The sequence below is a fragment of the Pseudomonas sp. SLFW genome (genome assembly GCF_009905615.1).
Classification (GTDB): Bacteria; Pseudomonadota; Gammaproteobacteria; order Pseudomonadales; family Pseudomonadaceae; genus Aquipseudomonas; species Aquipseudomonas bambusae.
Window position 1 is genome coordinate 649,277 of record NZ_JAAAKW010000001.1, and the last position, 17,147, is coordinate 666,423.

At 57.3% G+C, this 17,147-nt stretch carries 19 protein-coding genes; 8 read left to right on the forward strand and 11 right to left on the reverse strand.

From position 1 onward, the window contains the following. Positions 1-292: 292 nt before the first annotated feature. Positions 293-1,036: an SDR family oxidoreductase gene (locus GVN17_RS02735; protein WP_166593678.1), complete on the reverse strand. Its 744-nt coding sequence runs from the start codon at positions 1,034-1,036 to the stop codon at positions 293-295. Positions 1,037-1,170: 134 nt separating this feature from the next. Here GVN17_RS02735 and GVN17_RS02740 point away from each other — a divergent pair, with 134 nt between their 5' ends. The 3 genes from GVN17_RS02740 to GVN17_RS02750 all read left to right on the forward strand — a co-directional run bounded on the left by GVN17_RS02740 (position 1,171) and on the right by GVN17_RS02750 (position 3,635). Beyond that, positions 1,171-2,082 carry a LysR family transcriptional regulator gene (locus tag GVN17_RS02740; RefSeq protein WP_166593679.1) on the forward strand — a complete coding sequence of 304 codons (912 nt, stop codon included), beginning with the start codon at positions 1,171-1,173 and terminating at the stop codon, positions 2,080-2,082. Positions 2,083-2,265: 183 nt separating this feature from the next. Further along, entirely contained in the window at positions 2,266-2,928 is a 663-nt protein-coding gene (locus tag GVN17_RS02745) for a hypothetical protein (RefSeq protein WP_166593680.1), read from the forward strand. Between the two features lie 116 nt (positions 2,929-3,044). Then, positions 3,045-3,635 carry a DedA family protein gene (locus tag GVN17_RS02750; protein WP_166593681.1) on the forward strand — a complete coding sequence of 197 codons (591 nt, stop codon included), beginning with the start codon at positions 3,045-3,047 and terminating at the stop codon, positions 3,633-3,635. 6 nt (positions 3,636-3,641) lie between these two features. Here GVN17_RS02750 and GVN17_RS02755 read toward each other — a convergent pair whose 3' ends face one another. Next, positions 3,642-3,953, reverse strand: a complete 312-nt coding sequence (locus GVN17_RS02755; protein WP_166593682.1) for an addiction module antidote protein — start codon at positions 3,951-3,953, stop codon at positions 3,642-3,644. 151 nt (positions 3,954-4,104) lie between these two features. On the opposite strand from GVN17_RS02755, the gene GVN17_RS02760 reads away from it, so the two are divergent. Together GVN17_RS02760 and GVN17_RS02765 are read left to right on the forward strand one after the other, a co-directional pair. Then, positions 4,105-4,890 (forward strand): transporter substrate-binding domain-containing protein, encoded by a 786-nt coding sequence (locus GVN17_RS02760; protein WP_166593683.1) that lies wholly within the window; start codon positions 4,105-4,107, stop codon positions 4,888-4,890. Positions 4,891-4,980: 90 nt separating this feature from the next. Beyond that, complete coding sequence (locus GVN17_RS02765) at positions 4,981-5,973, forward strand: ATPase (protein WP_166593684.1); 993 nt, start codon at positions 4,981-4,983, stop codon at positions 5,971-5,973. 18 nt (positions 5,974-5,991) lie between these two features. On the opposite strand, the gene GVN17_RS02770 is transcribed toward GVN17_RS02765, so the two are convergent. The 9 genes from GVN17_RS02770 to hmpA all read right to left on the reverse strand — a co-directional run bounded on the left by GVN17_RS02770 (position 5,992) and on the right by hmpA (position 15,074). After that, the gene (locus tag GVN17_RS02770) at positions 5,992-6,615 is read right to left on the reverse strand and encodes a CatB-related O-acetyltransferase (RefSeq protein ID WP_166593685.1); all 624 of its coding nucleotides are present in this window, start codon (positions 6,613-6,615) and stop codon (positions 5,992-5,994) included. Positions 6,616-6,654: 39 nt separating this feature from the next. Beyond that, positions 6,655-7,512: a glycosyltransferase family 2 protein gene (locus GVN17_RS02775; protein ID WP_306167748.1), complete on the reverse strand. Its 858-nt coding sequence runs from the start codon at positions 7,510-7,512 to the stop codon at positions 6,655-6,657. Between the two features lie 290 nt (positions 7,513-7,802). Further along, a complete protein-coding gene (gene cyoE, locus GVN17_RS02780; RefSeq protein WP_166593687.1) occupies positions 7,803-8,693 on the reverse strand; it encodes a heme o synthase in 891 nt (296 codons plus the stop codon). A 10-nt stretch (positions 8,694-8,703) separates the two neighbouring features. Further along, positions 8,704-9,036: a cytochrome o ubiquinol oxidase subunit IV gene (gene cyoD / locus GVN17_RS02785; protein WP_166593688.1), complete on the reverse strand. Its 333-nt coding sequence runs from the start codon at positions 9,034-9,036 to the stop codon at positions 8,704-8,706. Next, on the reverse strand, positions 9,037-9,663 hold the full coding sequence (locus GVN17_RS02790; protein ID WP_166593689.1) for a cytochrome o ubiquinol oxidase subunit III: 627 nt from the start codon (positions 9,661-9,663) through the stop codon (positions 9,037-9,039). Positions 9,664-9,666: 3 nt separating this feature from the next. Continuing rightward, the gene (cyoB, locus tag GVN17_RS02795) at positions 9,667-11,685 is read right to left on the reverse strand and encodes a cytochrome o ubiquinol oxidase subunit I (protein WP_166593690.1); all 2,019 of its coding nucleotides are present in this window, start codon (positions 11,683-11,685) and stop codon (positions 9,667-9,669) included. Positions 11,686-11,688: 3 nt separating this feature from the next. Further along, on the reverse strand, positions 11,689-12,624 hold the full coding sequence (gene cyoA, locus GVN17_RS02800; protein WP_166593691.1) for a ubiquinol oxidase subunit II: 936 nt from the start codon (positions 12,622-12,624) through the stop codon (positions 11,689-11,691). 471 nt (positions 12,625-13,095) lie between these two features. Next, a complete protein-coding gene (locus tag GVN17_RS02805; protein ID WP_166593692.1) occupies positions 13,096-13,605 on the reverse strand; it encodes a disulfide bond formation protein B in 510 nt (169 codons plus the stop codon). Between the two features lie 287 nt (positions 13,606-13,892). Then, positions 13,893-15,074 carry an NO-inducible flavohemoprotein gene (gene hmpA, locus GVN17_RS02810; protein WP_166593693.1) on the reverse strand — a complete coding sequence of 394 codons (1,182 nt, stop codon included), beginning with the start codon at positions 15,072-15,074 and terminating at the stop codon, positions 13,893-13,895. 290 nt (positions 15,075-15,364) lie between these two features. Between hmpA and GVN17_RS02815 the strand changes: the two genes are divergently transcribed. From GVN17_RS02815 to GVN17_RS02825, 3 genes are read left to right on the forward strand one after another with little or no spacing between them, the layout of a single operon-like run. Beyond that, entirely contained in the window at positions 15,365-16,261 is an 897-nt protein-coding gene (locus GVN17_RS02815) for a chemotaxis protein CheV (RefSeq protein WP_166593694.1), read from the forward strand. Positions 16,262-16,302: 41 nt separating this feature from the next. Next, entirely contained in the window at positions 16,303-16,764 is a 462-nt protein-coding gene (locus GVN17_RS02820; RefSeq protein WP_166593816.1) for a GNAT family N-acetyltransferase, read from the forward strand. A 51-nt stretch (positions 16,765-16,815) separates the two neighbouring features. After that, positions 16,816-17,139: a hypothetical protein gene (locus tag GVN17_RS02825; RefSeq protein ID WP_166593695.1), complete on the forward strand. Its 324-nt coding sequence runs from the start codon at positions 16,816-16,818 to the stop codon at positions 17,137-17,139. Positions 17,140-17,147 lie beyond the last annotated feature (8 nt).

A 17,147-nucleotide genomic window follows, 5' to 3' on the forward strand; every position in this document is an offset into this window, starting at 1 on the left:
GCATCTTTCATAACAAGCGAGAACGTATTGCAGGTCAGCTTTTCATCCAATTCCTACCTACCTTCGCGATTACTCCTACATAAAGCCCTGGCATCCGTTGCTTTGAACGAACTGTGGGAGCGAATTCATTCGCGAAAAGACTGAACAGACGAACAAGATATGTCGGCTGTACGAACCTTTCGCGAATGAATTCGCTCCCACAGGGGTTATTCACACGTCTGACTATTTCGGGAGTCGCAGATAATTGAGGAAGCGCGGCGGCAAGCACTCCGTCGCAACCCTCTTCATCAACTTAGAAATCCTGCGCAGTCGGCCGCAGCACAATTTCGTTAATGTCCACATCCCCCGGCTGTTCAATCGCGAAGGCAATCGCCCGCGCCACGGATTCAGCGGGAATCGCCATTTTGTAGAACTCGTTCACGACGTCAGCGCTTGGCTGGTGGCCGCTGCCCAGTTTCAACTCGGAATCCACGGCACCCGGTTCGATGGTGGTGGTGCGGATCTTGCCGCCGACTTCGTGGCGCAGGCCATCGGAGATGGCGCGGACAGCGTATTTGGTGCCGCTGTAGACCGAGCCGCCCGGGCTGAACACTTTGATACCCGCGACAGACGAGATGTTGATGAAGTGGCCAAAGCCTTGAGCTTCGAACTTGGGCAGCGCCGCGGCGATGCCGTAGAGGACGCCTTTGACGTTGATGTCGATCATGCGGTCCCATTCGTCAACGCGCAGTTCCGAGATGGGAGCGATGGCCATGAAGCCTGCGTTGTTGACGATGACGTCGATTTTGCCGAAATCCTGAACCGCGTGGGCGACGAGGGCTTCGAGGTCTTGGCGACGGGTGACGTCGACGGTGTAGGCCGATGCCTCGCCGCCTGCGGCTTTGATCTCTTGGACGATGACGTCCATCCGTTCCTGGCGACGCGCGCCCAGAACGACTTTGGCGCCGAGTTTGGCCAGGTGGCGGGCGGTGGATTCGCCCAGCCCGCTGCTTGCGCCGGTGATGACGACGACTTTGCCTTGGATGCCATTGCTCATAACGTTTCTCCTGCACTTGCTGTGGGTTGGTAGTGATTGAGGGCAAGTTTGCAGTGGCTTTCCAATTCATAAAATGGAAGAGTTTGGCTTTGAGAATTCCACTATCTGGAACGCTCTTTTGAAAGGGTCGACCAATGCTCAATCGCATGGAAATGCTTCGCGTCTTTCTGGTGGCCGTTGAATCGCCGACTTTTCGGGAAGCGGCGCAGCGGCTGGGCACGTCGCCGCAGAAGGTCACTCGGGCGGTGAAAGAGTTGGAGCGGATGTTCGCCGAGCCCCTGTTTCACCGCAGCACGCGGCAAGCCCATGTCACGGCATTCGGCGCCCAGATCGCGCAGCAAGCGCGGGAGACACTGACTCAGTTCGACAACCTGTTCGTCTCTCACTCGAAAGCAGAGCAAACCACCGTCACCGGGAGGGTCGGCATTACCGCGCCCCATGCCGTCGGCAAGCTGTACCTGCCGGGCTTTCTCAAACCGTTGATGCAGGAAAATCCGGGATTGCAGATCGACCTGAGCCTGGACGACGAGTTGACCGATGCGGTGGCCGCGCAGATCGATATTGGCATTCGAGTGGGGACCGTCAAAGACCGACGCTACATTGCCCGCTCAGTAGGCGAAGTACCGTTGAAGGTCGTGGCTGCACCGACGCTGATCGCCGAAACCGGCGCGCCTTCCAGCCTCGAAGCACTGAAATCCATGCCGCTGTCCATGTTGATTGATCGTAAGAACGGCAGGCCCTGGCCGTGGTTTTTTGCCTCCGGGCAAACCTATCTGGCGCCCTCTCCCGCGTTCAGCTGCGACGATCCGGAAACTGAGTTGGAATTTGTTCTCGCAGGCCTGGCGTATGCGCAGATGCCGCATTACCTCGCCGAGCCATGGCTGGCTGAGGGACGGCTGGTAGAAGTGCTGAGTGAAATTGCGCCGCCGCCGATTGATCTGATGATTTACCGGACTCAGTCAGGGCCCGTTCCTCCGCGTGTCAGATGGGTTTACGACCATCTGATGAAATGCCTTTCCGATCCCGCAATGTTTCCCCAAGGATGAAGCTGGGCGGGCGACAACGCTGATCCGTAGGCCATCAGAACACTTAGCTGCGATGGCCCTTCGACCGGTCCGTTCCCTGCGCCATTTCTCCACAAATCCCCAGTTCTCAACTAGCCTTACCAGTGACTGATCCAAAGCGAATTGGCCGTACGCTCAACCCTCGCTGATCGGATAAAAATAACAATGAAAGATCCCTATGCATTCGGGTTTTACTGCGCGTTGTTTGCGCTGGCAGCGATGACCGGCGCTGTCTTCTACGAGTCCTATACCGGGGCCGGTGTGTCCGGATCGGCCCGCGCCTATGACGTCATCAACTCCTGTTCCGCGCTGGTGCAAGCGCTGGCCGCCATCGGCCTGGTGGGCCTGGCGTTCAAGGCCTATCGGGCGTGGAAAAACGAGATCATCCACAATAAGGCCCTGGGGATCATCTGGGACGCGAACGTGGCGTTTCGTGAGATTGAGCTGAGTTTCAACGAGTGGTTCTTCGGACCAAATGCGGTGGACAAGGCCAACAGCGAAGGCTCGCGGATCACGTCGCTGTTAGCCGCGAGTCCGTTCGGCGCCAGCCTGCGCAGCTTCAAGAAGCAGTGCATTCTCATCGACAAGGTGGTGATCAAGGACAACTGGCAATGGGTCAATCATGCGACGGAGCTGGACATGCTGGCGCGGGTGTTGAGCATGGATGCTTTTCGCCCGACCACCCGCACCAAGGAGGCCGCGAATATCATCGATTTCCTGTACTCGCGTGAAGGCGAAGCGTTGAAGCGCACCCAGGCAGAATGGGAAATGTTGATGAAGGTCATCGAAAAAGACCTTGCTGCACTGGAGGCCGAGTTCAGCGAATGACCCCCACCGTTCGCCTGCAAAGATGATAGAACTGTTGGCCTCTCGCCTGGGTCGAACAGCATGCCTTCCGCCGGATGCTCCTGCGGCAAGTTTTTGTATTGGGGCTGCTGCTTCCTATGTTCGAACACATCGACATCAATTATCTGCTGGTCAACTACGGCTATTGGGCAGTGTTTATCGGCTGTCTGCTGGAAGGCGAAACCATCCTGATTCTCGGCGGGCTCGCGGCGCATCAGACGTCGCTGCGACTGCTCGATGTGATCGCTTTCGCCACGCTGGGGGGCATGTTGGGCGACCAGATTCTGTTCTGGACCGGGCGATATTTCGGGCCCCGAATTTTGCCCAAGCTGCATCGACAGCAAGCAACCATCGACCGTGTGTCAGGGCTGATCGAGCGCTACCCCACGGCGTCGATCTTCTCGGTGCGCTTTCTCTACGGCATGCGCCTGGTGGGACCGCTGGTGATTGGTGCAAGCCGCCTGTCACCGATCCGCTTTTCGCTGGTCAACCTGCTCGGCGCGGCGGTCTGGGCGACACTGTTCGTGATGGGCGGATACTGGGCGGGCGAAGCGCTGGAGAACCTGCTTGGCAACCTGAAGCCCTATCGCCTGCCGATCTTCGCAGGCATTGTCGTGCTAGCGGCTGGCGTGGCGTGGTATCGGCATCATCGGGCAAAGGTTCGCGTGGGGCGGTCATCACCGAAGTGATGACCATCACACTCGGGAGGCTGCCGTAACTGCGCCTGCGACTTTCGCGTGGAGTTCAACTCCCAGCGCATGCATGACCCTGACGACAGTATCGAAACGTGGCTTGGCACCGGGTGCCAGCGCTTTATACAAGCTCGCACGCCCCAAACCAGACGCCTCTGCGATATGAGACATGCCCCGAGCCTTGGCGACGTAACCCACCGCTCTGACGAACTCATCGCAGTCTCCGTCCGACAGTACCTGAGTCAGGTATTCGCTGATGGCCTCATCAGAGTCCAGAAACGAAGCGACGTCGAACGGGATCAATTCATTACTCATGTTCTAGCCCCTTTCCGAACGAAGACAAAGCGCAATCCTGCCGGCGACGCGCTGTGCGCAAGCACTGCATATCTATTGCCTCACCACTTTCCTCGAACGCTATCGGTCTCTATAACGTCAGCGAGGCCAGTCATAACCAAGGGACATCACAATGAACAAACGCACCACCGCCACACTGCTAATCACCCTGCTCACCGCCGCTCAGGCCCACGCCGCCGAGCAGGCATCGCATCTGGACGCGATTCAGCAGAAAGGCGAGCTGGCGGTCTGCACCACTGGGGATTACAAGCCTTACACGTTTCTCAACGCCGACGGGCAATACGAAGGCATCGACATCGAATTGGTCCAGTCGCTCGCGCAAAGTCTGGGCGTGAAGGTGCAGTGGGTGCCGACGACCTGGAAAACGCTGATGACGGACTTCACAGCAGGCAAGTGCGACGTGGCAGTAGGCGGCATTTCGGTGACGCTGGAGCGGCAGAAGAAGGCGTTTTTCAGCGACACGCTGGACGTGGATGGCAAGGTGCCGCTGGTACGTTGCGAGGACGAGGCGAAGTACCAGACGCTCGATCAGATCAATCAACCCCACGTACGTTTGATCGAGCCTCAAGGCGGGACCAACGAGGCGTTCGCCCACGCGTTTTTGCCCAAGGCCGCGCTGGCGTTCCACGATAACAAGACCATCTTCCAGCAGTTGCTCGACGGCAAGGCCGACGTGATGATCACCGACGCGTCCGAGGCGCTGTACCAGCAGAAGCGCCTGCCGGGGCTGTGCACGGTCAATCCGTCGCGCTATATGCAATACGGCGAGAAAGCGTATCTGTTGCCACGAGATGACGTCAGTTGGAAAGCCTACGTCGATCAGTGGCTGCATCTGACCAAGGCGACCGGCACCTACCAGAACGTCGTGGCGCAATGGCTGGCGGTGCCTGCGCCATAGGCGCCAAAGACGCACACTTTCCAATTGCTCACCCTCTAGCGATTCAGCATCATGCCGGAACCCATTTCGGCGAAGGACCCAGCCGCATTCATGAAGCCCAGCAAGAGCATTACCCGCGCGTTTTGCGTCGAGTTGCAGCAGGAGCTGTCCATCGTGGCGGCGCGACGCGAGTATTTTTCTCAGGAACCGCCGCGGGCGCGCTTCAATTTCCTGTGCTCGTCCGAAGCCTGCCGCGCACAGGGCGTGAAGATCACCGGGGTGCGGTATGACGTGAAACCCCAAGAAAATCCTACGTTCGTCGCCGCGCATTTCAGGGCCAATCCCAACTACGAGCATCACGTCGATTGCGAATGGGTGGACGAGGCCGATACCGGCGACGATAAACCCGAGGCCTCCGAAACGGAGTCGGAAACGGCCCTGCGCAAGGTCAAGCGTAAGCTGGACGACTACATCGATGTGTTCGATCCCGCACTCAAGGAGCGGGCAAAGTCTGAGGCCGTGTCTGCCAAGCCTGACAAGGTTATTGAAGAAAAGCCTGCTGATCTCACCCCAGTGTCTGACACGCCGAAAAGCAAACCGCCGACCGAAACCCGCACCAACAATCTGGAGCGTCTGGTGGACAGTTTCCGCCAGGCTCAGGCGCAGCTCACTAAAGAAGAGTTCGCTTTGCTGACCCTGCGTATCCCAGGTCAGGGCGAGGTATCGCTGCGCTCGTATTTCCGTCACATCAAGTTCGCACAACTGGGCGACGAGCGACGGGTGTTGTATGGGGGCGGCCTGGTTGAGCGCTACGGGACAGGGTTCAAGTTCAAATTCTTTGACCGGCTACAGGGCAAGCTCGTCACGCTATACGTGTCGCCTGCGCAGATGCAGGCGTATCGATCCAGCCGTTACATCAGCGAGTTGCTGAGCCATGCTGAGGAGGTGCGATTCTTCACGGTATTCGCGTTGGGCACGCTGGCTGCCAGCCCTTCTGGCAAAAGCGTCAGCGTGGAGATCGACGACTTGCGGCACCTTGCGATCGTGTTGGGTCCTGCGAAAGCGGCCAATGGCGACGAGCGCACGCCTCCCGCACCGGCATGACGTGTCGGCGCTCGCAGATCAGGCGGCGCCGCGGGTGCTGATGTAATTCAGGAACGCATCCAGGTCAGAACCGGACAGCATCCGGGCGACGGACTTCACTTCCTCCATCGGCCAATCCCACCACGCGGCCTGCAAAAGTTGGTCACGAACGCCTTCTTCAAAACGCCAACGGATGAACTTGCATGGGTTGCCCCCGACCACCGCGAAGGGCGGCACGTCGCGCGTAACCACCGCGCCAGCTGCGACGATGGCGCCGTGACCAATGGTGACGCCCGAGAGAATGGTCGCCCCCGCGCAGATCCAGCAGTCACTGCCGATGACCACGTCGCCTTTGCTGGGCGCGTAATCCTTGATGTCTTCCAGACCGCTCATCATGGCCGGGAATGGATAGGTGGTCAGCCAATCGGTGCGATGCTCGCCGCCCAGGAGAATCTTCACCCCCGCCGCAATCGAGCTGTACGAGCCAATGCGCAGGATCGTGTCGTCACCGAACTCGAACACTTCCGGAATACCGTACGTTCCCGTGCCCACCACGTACTTCGGGTAATGCAGTCGGATTTTTTCAGCGGCACGTTCGAGTTTGTCCAGGCTGCGCAGGTGCTTCCTGGTTTTACGGGTCTTGAGCAGTTCGAGGAATTTCATGCGGGGTCCGTGAACGAGAGCAGGCACGCGGGAAAGGGATCAGCTGCTCTGGCGGTGCAGCAACAGGCGCTTGAAGCGGCGAAAAGTGGTCTTGTTGAATTGCCGGAAGGGAATTGAGCGCAACAGGGTCCACGCGTACTTCTTGTCGCTGACCACTGCATATTTCAACGCCTTGTTGATGATCGCGGTCAGGCCCCGGTTGTAAGCGGGGTGAGTGCGATACGGAGCAATGGTGCGCATGTCGGCGTCAAGCAGCACCTTGTAGCGGCGCGACAGGTTATTAGGGTGACGACGATAGCGCGTGACACTGACCGGCAGCACATGAACTTCATAGCCCTTGCTGGCGATTCTGAGGGTCATCTGGAAATCCTGGACCCGAATCTCGGGGTCATAGAAATCCACGGCCTGGAGGGCGTCCATGCGGTACAGCGACACGGGGGCGCCCACCACGACCGCGTCGCCAAGGATTTCATCGAAGCTGAGTTTCTTGATGCCCGACAGCTTTTGCGTCTTGGTGTCGTTGCCGTCCGAATCCATGTAGATGATCAGCGCGCCCACACAACCGACTTCCGGGTGCTGATTCAAGTAGTCGGCGCGCAACCGCACAGACGACGGCAACATGATGTCATCGAGGTCCGGCGTGCACACGTATTCGCCACGGGCGTGGCTGAGGCCGTGATTCAAAGCAGCGCTGACGCCCTGATTGGCCTGAGAGTAAAGCTGGAAATCATATCGGGCTTGCAGCGCCTGCAACATGGCAACGCTGTTATCGCTCGAACCGTCATCGACGATGATGACTTCGAAGTTCTGATAATCCTGAGCGAAGATGCTGGCGATGGCGGCGTCCAGATACTTTTCTGCGTTGTAGCAGGGCGCAATGATCGATACCAGGGGCATCGAGTCATTCTTGGGCCGGATTTCTGGAGTGATTTGGTCAGTCATAAGTCTGTTTGTTGTGTCTCTACGACTGGATCGAAGGCATTTCGCTACGATCCTTGTACAAAACAGACACATGATGCGGCAAAGCGAAGGCTTTTGTCATGGCTGAATAGCCTCTGCCTACGCAAAAAATCGGATTGATCCTACCTTAGTCGGTAATGAATCCCTGACAGCTGCCTTTGATCGCCCAATAAAAAACCCCGTGGTTCTCGCGAAGCACGGGGTCTTTCATAACTGCGGTCGGGCGGCTAAGGAGCTGCGTACGTAATCAGCAATTCCTTAGTTACCTGAAAATCCAGCGACATGGCCACGCTCAGAGCAGTGATCGTGAAGATGGAGAACACGAACAGCTTGCGTGCCCAAACGGTGTCATCCTTGGCCTTGTAACCTGTCCAGGCCATGTACAACCAGTACATGCCCATCGCAGCCGCGACGGCCAGATAATTGAGCCCGGCGTAACCGCCGAAGGTCAACATCAAGGTCGCCAACAAGAAGGCCAGGATGTAGATCAGAATATGCCGCTTGGCCACCCGGATGCCGCGCTTGACCGGCAGAACCGGAATCGAGGCAGCCAGGTAGTCGTTGAAGCGGAAGATCGCGATCGCATACGAATGAGGCATCTGCCACAGGCTGAACATGACCAGCAAAGTCAGCGCAGCGAGGTCGAAGCTGTTGCTCACGGCGACGTAGCCAATGACCGGTGGCATTGCCCCGGAGAGGCTGCCGACCAGCGTGCCGTGAACGGATTTGCGTTTCAGGTACAGGCTGTAGAAGCCGACATAAATCACGAAACCGATCACGGCGAACAGAGCGGCCAGTGCGTTGGCCTTGAAGTACAGCAGACCAACGCCCACCACACCCAGCACCGTCGCATAGGCCAGGGCGAGCTTCAGCGAAACCAGCCCCTGCACCAGCACACGATTACGGGTGCGCTCCATCTTCAGGTCGATGTCGCGGTCGATGCAGTTGTTGAAAACACAACCGGATGCGACGACCAGCGACGTACCAATCATTGCAACAAGGAACAAGCCGAAATCGACATGCCCCTTGGATGCGAGGAAAAAGCCACCAGCCACCGAAAGCACGTTACCGAAAATGATCCCCGGTTTGGTGATTTGGATAAAGTGCTTCAGTGACATCAGGGTTTCCTCACTTCGCCATCATGAAGGTGTGAATGCTGAACATGATCCAGACACTCAAACCGACCAACAGCAAGATAACCAACGTTGCGAAGGCAAACGCGATCACACTGTTGCGCTGCGCCGCAGAGCGGTCCAGGTGCAGGAAGTACACCAGGTGAACCAGAACCTGCACGACAGCGAAAATCAGTACGACCCACAGGGTGGCGACTTTCGAAATGGTCGGGAACATCACCAGACCGAAAGGAATCGCGGTCAGGATGATCGACAGTACGAAACCGATCATGTACGACTTGAAGCTGCCATGGCTCGCATCGTCGTGAGAATGATGTGAATTAGCCATTTAGATGGTCCCCATCAGATAGACAACGGTGAACACACAGATCCAGACCACGTCCAGGAAGTGCCAGAACAGGCTGAGCATGCTGAGGCGAGTCTGGTTGGTCGACGTCAGGCCGTGCTTGCTGACGTGATACATCATGATCGCCATCCAGATCAGACCGCTGGTCACGTGCAGACCGTGGGTACCGACCAGCGTGAAGAACGCCGACAGGAAACCGCTGCGGTTAGGGCCATAGCCTTCTTCGATCAGCATGTGGAATTCATTGACTTCCATGCCGATGAAGCCCAGACCGAACAGGAAGGTGATGAACAACCAACCCAGCACGCCAGCCTTGTTACCTTTGTGCATCGCCAGCATGGCGAAGCCGTAGGTGATCGAGCTGAGCAACAGGCAGGCGGTTTCGCCGAGCACGTAAGGCAGTTCGAAGATGTCGTGGCCCGAAGGACCGCCGGCAACGTTGTTCACCAGTACTGCATAGATTGCGAAGATCGACGCAAACAGAATGCAGTCGGTCATCAGGTAGATCCAGAAGCCGTAGATCTTCATCTCGCCGGCATCGTGATGATCATGGGCGTGGTCATGATCGTGATCGTGACCTTTCGCCCCTTCAAATACTAAGTTCGACATTGTTTATGCCTGCTCCAGCTTGTTGACAGGAGAGTTCGCCTGGGCAGCGCGCACCGAGGCCAGGATCTTGTGTTGCTCGCCTTCGACACGTGCCACTTCCGAAGCAGGAACCATGTAGCCCTGATCATCACGTGCAGTGTGGATCACGAGGTAAACGACGGTGCCTACCAGGCTCGCGATTGCCAGCCACCAGATGTGCCAGATCATCGCGAAACCAAAGACGGTCAGCAGACCACCCATGATCATGCCAGTTGCGGTGTTGTGCGGCATGTGGATGTCGTTGTACTTGGCCGGAACCTTGTACGCCTCGCCATCACGCTTGGCAGCATAGAACGCGTCGATCTCGTCAGCCTTTGGCAGCTCTGCGAAGTTGTAGAACGGCGGCGGCGAAGACGTGGACCATTCCAGGGTGTGGCCATTCCATGGGTCACCGGTCAGGTCACGGTTCTGCTCGCGATCACGGATACTGACGTAGATCTGGATCAGCTGGCAGGCGATACCGACTGCGATCAGCGCAGCGCCCCAGAAGGCAACGTGCAGGTAAGGTGTCCAGTCCGGGTTATCAGTGGTGTTCAGACGACGGGTCATGCCCATGAAGCCCAGAGCGTACAGCGGCATGAATGCCACGTAGAAGCCCGAGATCCAGAACCAGAACGCTGCCTTGCCCCACTTCTCATTCAGCTTGAAGCCGAACGCTTTAGGGAACCAGAACGCGAAGCCGGCGATGTATCCGAACACCGCACCGCCGATGATCACGTTGTGGAAGTGCGCGATCACGAACAGGCTGTTGTGCAGAACGAAGTCAGCACCCGGGATGGCCAGCAGTACGCCGGTCATGCCACCGATAGAGAAGGTGATCATGAAGCCCAGGGTCCAGAGCACTGGCGCGTCGAAGCGCAGACGGCCCTGGTAGATCGTGAACAGCCAGTTGAACAGTTTCACACCCGTCGGGATGGAAATCAGCATCGTCGCCAGACCGAAGAAGGCGTTGACGCTCGCACCCGAACCCATGGTGAAGAAGTGGTGCAGCCATACCATGAAGCCCAGCACCGAGATCGCGCCGGAAGCGTAGATCATCGAGTGGTGGCCGAACAGGCGCTTGCCGGTGAACGTCGAGATGACTTCGGAGAAGACACCGAACGCCGGCAGAATCAGGATGTACACCTCAGGGTGACCCCACGCCCAGAACAGGTTCACGTACATCATCGGGTTACCACCCAATTCGTTCGTGAAGATGTGGAAGTCGAGGTAACGGTCGAGGGTCAGGAATGCCAGGGTGCCGGTCAGGATCGGGAACGAAGCCACGATCAGGACGTTGGCCCAGGTGCAGGTCCAGGTGAAAATCGGCATGTCCATCAGCTTCATGCCTGGGGTGCGCATTTTCAGAACGGTAACCAGGAAGTTAACGCCCGTCAGTGTCGTACCCAAGCCAGATAGCTGTAGCGCCCAGATGTAGTAGTCCACGCCCACGCCAGGGCTGTAGCCCAGCTCGGACAGCGGTGGATAGGCAACCCAGCCAGTGCGTGCGAATTCGCCGACACCCAGGGACACGTTGACCAGAACCACGCCGGAGATCAGCAGGTACAGGGACAGCGAGTTCAGGAACGGGAACGCAACGTCACGAGCGCCAATCTGCAGAGGCAGAACGATGTTCATCAGACCGGTGAAGAATGGCATCGCCATGAAGATGATCATGATCACACCGTGAGCGGTGAAGATCTGGTCATAGTGTTCAGGCGGCAGGTAGCCAGGCGAACCTTCAGTGGCCAGGGCCAACTGGGAACGCATCATGATGGCGTCGGCGAAACCACGCAGCAGCATGACCATGGCGATGACGATGTACATCACACCGATTTTCTTGTGGTCGACGGAGGTCAGCCACTCGGTGTACAGGTAGGTCCACTTCTTGAAATACGAGATCAGACCGACAACCGCCGCACCGCCGATAGCGATCATCGCGAGCGTGATCATGACTATCGGTTCGTGAAACGGAACCGCGTCTAGAGTTAATTTACCAAACATCGTTTACTCCTCTGCCTCAGCAGCTGAATGCTTACCCATGTCCATCCCTTCCATACCGGCCACTTCTTTCTTCTCGTGGACAATCTTGCCCGGCTTCATACCTTCATACTTGTCGATGATGATCTGAAACAGGTTAGGAGTGACCGTGGAGTAGAGTTCAACGGGGTTACGTTCGCTAGGTTTGGCCAGAGCGGTGTACTCAGCCGTTGCCAGCTGTTTAGGTGAATTCTTGACATCGGCTACCCAGGCGTCGAAACCAGCCTGATCGGTCGCGGTTGCCGTGAATTTCATGCCGGTGAAACCTGCGCCGCTGTAGTTCGCGGAGATGCCGTCGAAATCGCCTTTCTCGTTGGCGATCAAGTGCAGCTTGGTCTGCATGCCAGCCATCGCGTAGATCTGGCCGCCCAGTGCAGGGATGAAGAACGAGTTCATGACCGAATCAGAGGTGATGCGGAAATTGAGCGGAGTATTGGCCGGGAAGACGATCTTGTTGACGGTGGCGATACCCTGGTCCGGGTAGATGAACAGCCATTTCCAGTCAAGCGCGACCACTTCGATGGTCAGGGGCTTCACGTCGGACTCAAGTGGACGGTATGGGTCCAGCGCGTGAGTGGACTTGTAGGTCACATAGCCCAGCACGATGATGATGGCCAGCGGAACCAGCCAGACAACCAGTTCGATCTTGGTCGAATGCGCCCAGTCAGGCGTGTACGTCGCGCTCTTGTTCGTCGCGCGATACTTCCAGGCGAAGATGATGGTCATGAAGATGACCGGCACCACCACCAGCAGCATGAGCAAGGTTGCAGTGATGATCAGATCACGCTCTTGCACGCCGACATGGCCCTTGGGGTCCAGCAGGGTGTAATCGCACCCGCTGAGCAGGAGCATGCTGAAAAGGGCCAAGAAGCCAAAAAACCTGGGGTACCTTTTTTTACTCATCTCACGACCTCTAAAAGCAGCTTTCGCATCGCAGTTGGGTTTCGACCGCCAACACTTCACCCTGCCAGGTGCTGGCAAATTCTTTGGATTGAACAGGGGCCTGTCAGGAAGCGTTTGGCCTCGTAACAAATCCAGGTTTAGCTGTGGTTTCTTATTCGAATGGTGGCAACCGCCGACGCGGTCCAAATCCCTTGGCGCAGACATTCAGAATTTGACTCAAGAGGCCATCCAAACGGCGTCTACAAAAGGGGAAAAACCCCTTCCCGACCTCGATTTACGCCGTCCATACGTGATGGGGGGCGTTAAGTGGGGGCGATTGTAGATACGTAAAGTTTTATTGACTATGAGTTTCTGCGCAACAGTTAATTTCCGGATCTGTAAGAATGCGCGCATATGTCGCACCCTTCGAACCCGGAAAGGCCCCAAATTTCCTAAGGCATTTGAGGCACTCTTTTCCGCAACACTTTGTAATTAACGCGCTTTCATACGGTTCCGAATGATGCCGACCGGTACCAGAATTACGGTGAGAACGAAAGCGATCAATGCCCACTGTGCGAGGGAGAGTCCCAAGACTGGCGGATATGGCGTCTCACAGAAGCCTGCCACTTGGAAACCCAGCGGAAACAGTGAGGCCAGGGGCAAACCGTCCACGATCGGTTGCAGTATGTCGATGCCGCAGCTCTCGGTCGGATGGGTCTGAATCCAGACGTGACGTCCCGCAGCGACCACACCGCCGATCGCACTGAGCGTGACCAACACTTCACAAATGCTCAGACCTACGCGTCCACGCATGGCGGCGCCGATGAAGGCAAAAATCGCGATGAACAGCAGCGCATAACGTTGCAAGATGCACAGCGGACAAGGCGCTTCGCCCAGCACCACCTGCATATACAGGGCCCCGCCGATCAGCGCCAGGCAAATGATGCCCAGTAAAACCAGGAACTGCTTTTCGCGCCGCAGGTAAAACATCTCGTCAGTCATTCACATACCCTTTGAATGTGGTGTCCATCCAGATCGAAGATCTGCCTTGTTGCGTGCCCCGGGTGCCCGGAAAGCCGGCAATTCTACCATCGTCGCAGCCGCACGCCGGTGCAGATGGTGAACACATCTGCATTAGCCGAACATTAACCCTGGCACGGGCCAGCGAACAGTCACCTTCTCCAGATCCTTCTATATATAGAAGCGTGCGACGCTTTGCCGCAGGGGCAGATCGCCGCACCCTTCCTTATATATAGAAGGCTGCGTCTATTTGTCGCAGCAGCCAAGGGTCATTCGAGTGCTGACGCCGGACCGAAGAACTCGTAACGCGCCTGGTCATCCGGAACACCTGCCGCTTTCAATTGGCGCTTCACTGCCGCCATGAAACCTTTCGGCCCCAGGAAGTACGCATCCAGATCGCGGTCCTCAGGCAACCACTGCTCCAGTTGCGCCTGATCCAGCAAACCCACCGCGTGCGCGGCCGCGCTGACACCATCATCTTCGCTGTACAGGTAGAACCGTTTCAATTGAGGATGCTTGCCTGCCAGCCCCTCGATCCAGTCGCGGAACGCGTGAACCGAGCCATTGCGCGCGCAGTGGATGAAATGGATTGGGCGCTGCGTTTCCAGCGCCGCCTGCAGCATGGCCAGGGTCGGTGTGATGCCCACGCCCCCACTGATCAGCACCAGAGGCTTGTCGCTGTGCGCCAGGGTGAACTCCCCCGAAGGCGGGAAGAGGCTGATGCTGTTCCCCACCTGCACTTCGTCATGCAAGTAGTTGGAGGCACGACCGCCAGGCTCGCGCTTCACGCTGATGCGGTACTGATTGTTGCCGGCCCGCGCAGACAATGAGTAGTTACGGCGGATCTCTTCGCCGTTCAGGAACAGCTGCATACCGATGTACTGACCGGGGGTGAAGTCGAGGATCGGCTGACCATCCGCAGGCGCGAAGTAGAACGATGTAATCTCGGCACTTTCGGCGACTTTGTTGACGACTTTGAACTCACGGGCACCGCGCCAGCCGCCAACGGCCAAGGCTTTTTCCTCGTAGATGTTTTCTTCGGCGCCAATCAGAATGTCAGCCAACTGCCCGTAGGCCCGTCCCCAAGCAGCGATGACCTCGTCCGTCGCAATTTCTGCACCCAGCACTTCACGGATCGCTTCCAACAGACACTCGCCGACCAGCGGGTAATGCTCCGGCAGAATTTGCAGCGCGACGTGCTTATTGATGATCTTGGCCACCAACCCACCCAATTGATCGAGTTGGTCGATGTGCCGGGCGTACATCAACACGCCGTTGGCCAGCGCACGGGGCTGATCGCCACTCGCCTGGTGCGCCTGATTGAACAGCGGGCGGACTTGTGGGTACTTATTAAGCAACTTTTTGTAAAAATGAGTCGTCAGGGCTTCACCGCCGCCCTCCAGCAGCGGGACGGTGGATTTGACGATGGCACGATCCGAAGCATTCAACATGACGAACTCCTGAGGCTCAATGAAAAGAAGATGCTTTAGTCATATCAGGAACCGTGCCAGTTAATTTTATTAATAAATTCAAAGGGCTATACGGAACGTGTCTTTTTGACACGCAAGTGAAAGAAGTCATTACGACACATAAAAAGTCATTATGACTACACGAACAGACGTAAGCCGGCCCACAGGAAGAGGCAAAAAGTTAAAGCCTGCCTGCACAGGGTCGATACATCGACATCGACAGCTGTTTGCGCGTTAAGGCGCACTCAGACACTGCATGACAGAAGGTTCACATGTCCAAAAACGTCCGTGCGGATTCCCTCTCGCTGCTGCTGTTCACGTTACGCAGCGGAAAGCTGATGGCGATCAACCTGCTCAAAGTCAGTGAAATCATCCCCTGCCCTCCCCTCACACGCCTTCCAGAATCACACCCCCACGTTAAAGGGGTTGCGACATTGAGGGGCAATTCGCTCTCGGTGATCGACCTGAGTCGTGCCATCGGCGAGCGCCCGCTGCTCGACCCGGACGGCGGCTGCCTGATCGTCACCGACGTCAGCCGCTCCAAGCAGGGGCTTCATGTGCAAGCGGTGAGCAAAATCGTCCACTGCCTGACCACTGATATCCGTCCGCCCCCTTTCGGCTCGGGCAACAAGTCGTTCATCACGGGCGTCACGCAAGTGGACGGCACGCTGGTTCAGGTGCTGGACATCGAAAAGGTCATCCACGGGATTTCGCCGGTGCAAATCGTCGCCCATGAAGCCGAACTCAGCCCTGAAGAGGTCAAGGTATTGAGTAAGGCGCGTATTTTGGTGGTGGACGACAGCCAGGTCGCGTTGCAACAGTCCGTGATCACGCTGCGCAACCTCGGCATCGAATGCCACACAGCGCGCAGTGCCCGCGAGGCGATCGATCAACTGCTGGACCTGCAAGGTACGGCCCATCAGATCAACGTGGTGGTCTCCGATATCGAGATGTCGGAAATGGACGGATACGCGTTCACCCGCACCCTGCGCGAGACGCCAGACTTCCAGGAGCTTTACGTCCTGTTACACACTTCGCTGGACAGCGCGATGAACGCCGAGAAAGCCAAAGCGGCTGGCGCCAACTCCGTGCTGACCAAGTTTTCTTCACCCGAGCTGACGCGATGCTTGATCGAAGCCGCCCGTACGGTCGAAGCCCAAGGGATCTGAAACCCGGCGTTCACGACGCCTCGCCAGACCACTACTGGCTGATGCGTCGCGACCTGAGCCAGATTCATCGCCCGTTGGGCTGGCCTGACTCGTTGCATCGGGTGGATTTCTCCCGCGGAAACGCTGCTGCAGTGCATCGACTGCTCAGGCTCGGTACCGAGCTGGGCGGAGGTCGCGTGCCGGACTTCGAGACATGGCTCGACGGATTCGAGAACGATCCCGAGTTCGATCCCGCGTTGTGTTTCGTCCTGGAAGACTCATCTGGTGTCATCGCCGTCGCGCAATGCTGGACCAGCGCGTTCATCCGCAATCTTGTGGTTCATCCTCGCCTGCAAGGCCAGGGCGTCGGACTCGCCTTGCTAAACCATGTATTTGAGACATTCGCGGCACGGCGTGAGGGGCATGTCGATTTGAAAGTCATGGAGAACAACCTGACAGCCCGGCGTCTGTATGAGCGCGCTGAAATGTACTACGTGCAACGCTGCGAACCAGAACCCCGCTGAGTCAGTCAAAGCCGCTGTCATTCCGCTGATAGAACAACGATGGAGACTCTCATGAAAAGGACCACCTTGGTGTTGCTCGCCCTCACTGCCGTCGCAGGCCAGGCCAGCGCCTCCAGCCCGGACGCCTGGAAAGCTTTCGACAAAACGCTGGTCGACAGCTGCGTCGCGGCCAGTTCCCTGAAAAATGCCAAACCCGCCGGCTCCTCTGCAATGTTCGACGACAGCGTGGGATACAGCGCGCTGCTGATCAAAGGCCAGTACAAGCAAACGTTCATGAAAAACAAGACCGGCACCGAGCTGTGCCTGTATGACCGTAAAAACAAGAAAGCGCTGATCACCGAGTGGGATAACGTCACCACACTGCCGAAGAAATGAGCTATATG